The sequence below is a fragment of the Syntrophomonas sp. UBA5494 genome, assembly GCF_002426325.1.
Window position 1 is genome coordinate 14733 of the sequence record NZ_DIPG01000032.1, and the last position, 1829, is coordinate 16561.

General features: G+C 51.0%; 3 protein-coding genes. All 3 read left to right on the forward strand.

Annotated elements, in window-relative coordinates:
* Positions 1 to 21 precede the first annotated feature (21 nt).
* Positions 22 to 810: a molybdate ABC transporter substrate-binding protein gene (gene modA, locus B3W37_RS03430; RefSeq protein WP_483171899.1), complete on the forward strand. Its 789-nt coding sequence runs from the start codon at positions 22 to 24 to the stop codon at positions 808 to 810.
* 11 nt (positions 811 to 821) lie between these two features.
* On the forward strand, positions 822 to 1511 hold the full coding sequence (gene modB / locus B3W37_RS03435; protein ID WP_483174789.1) for a molybdate ABC transporter permease subunit: 690 nt from the start codon (positions 822 to 824) through the stop codon (positions 1509 to 1511).
* 1 nt (position 1512) lies between these two features.
* Positions 1513 to 1829, forward strand: a 317-nt coding sequence (locus B3W37_RS03440) for an ATP-binding cassette domain-containing protein (RefSeq protein ID WP_483174790.1), incomplete at its 3' end; no start/stop codon positions are given.

A 1829-nucleotide genomic window follows, 5' to 3' on the forward strand; every position in this document is an offset into this window, starting at 1 on the left:
ATTTATTGAGGGGGATTAGAAATGCGTAAAGTAGCGGCACTATGCTTATTGTTTATTATGGCAGTACTGTTGGGAGGGTGCGCGGAAAAAACAATTCCCAATCAGAATACGGTTGCCCCGGTTGAAATAACCGTTTTTGCAGCCGCCAGTCTGCAGGACGCGGCCCAGGAGTTAAAGACGGCTTATGAGGACCAGCATAAAGAGGTCAAGATTACATATCATTTTGCCGGTTCGGGAACGCTGCAGAAGCAAATCGAACAGGGAGCCCCTGCCGATCTGTTTGTTTCGGCAGGAAAGTCGCAAATGGACGCCCTTGAAAAACAAAACCTGATCGTTAAGGATTCACGCCTGGACCTGTTAGGCAATAAGCTGGTCTTAATCGCCCCGGCTGACAGCGCCTTAAAAGACTTTAACGGTCTCTTGGAAAGTACGGTGAAGAAAATAGCCGTCGGAGAACCTGAAACCGTTCCGGCCGGCAAATATGCCCGCGAAACGTTGACCAGCCTGAAAATCTGGGACAAGGTTGAATCTAAAATAGTATATACTAAAGATGTGCGTACGGTATTGACTTATGTTGAAAACGGCGATGCAGAGGCCGGTCTGGTTTACCGCTCCGATCTTACCGGTAGCGACAAGGCCAAATTGATCCTTGAGGCGCCTCAAGATACGCACCAGCCCATTGTTTATCCGGCGGCCCTGGTAACAGCCAGCCAACAGCAACAGGCTGCCAAAGATTTTCTTCTCTATTTACAAAGCACTGAATCCAGCCAGATATTCAATAAATATGGATTCGACTCAATTTCGAAATAGAAGACTATATCATGCTAAACACTGCGGAAATATGGGCTCCCATCATCCTATCGCTTGAGGTGGCCCTGCTGGTGGTTATCATAACCGCTCTCCTGGGGCTGCCTTTATCGCGATTAATGGCCCGGGGCCATTTTGCGGGCAGAGACATAATCGAATCAATCATTACCCTGCCTTTGGTTTTGCCGCCATCCGTAACCGGGTACGCCCTGCTCATCCTGGTCAGTAAAAACGGACTACTGGGTAGATGGTTGGAGAGCATCGGTTTCCCGGTGGTATTTACCTGGCGGGCGATCGTACTGGCTTCGCTGGTGGTGGCATTTCCGCTGTTCTACCGCAGTGCCCGGGCGGCCATTGAAAGTGTCAATCCCAATTACGAACAGGCTGCCCGCACGTTGGGAGCAGGCGAACTGCGGGTATTCCTTACTGTAACTCTGCCCCTGGCCAGCCGGGGCATTATCGCCGGCCTGGTGCTGAGTTTCGCCAGATCCCTGGGAGAATTCGGCGCCACTTTAATGGTTGCCGGCAATATACCCGGTCAGACCCAGACTATTCCCACCGCCATCTATTTTGCGGTAGAAGCCGGTCACGATCAAACCGCTCAGGTTCTGGTAGCAGTGGTGACCCTGATCAGCTTTGCCGTAATCTACTGGGTTAACTACAGTGAACGGCGGGGAATAAAGCATAACCTGAGGAGAGAGTAGAATGCTCACGGTCAATATCGAAAAAGATTTGGCGGATTTCCGGCTGCGGATTGCTTTCGAATTGGACAACCGGATTTTAGTATTATGGGGGCCATCCGGAGCGGGAAAAACCACTACTCTGGAGTGTTTAGCCGGTTTGCGGAAGCCTGACCGGGGTGAGATCATGCTGCAGGAGCAGGTGCTGTACTCATCCAGTGCCAGGCTCGATCTGCCGGCCCGCTTGCGTCACATCGGATACCTGTTTCAGGATCACAACCTTTTTCCGCATATGACTGTTGAACAAAACATCAAATATGGCATCCCCAAAATCCAAGGCAA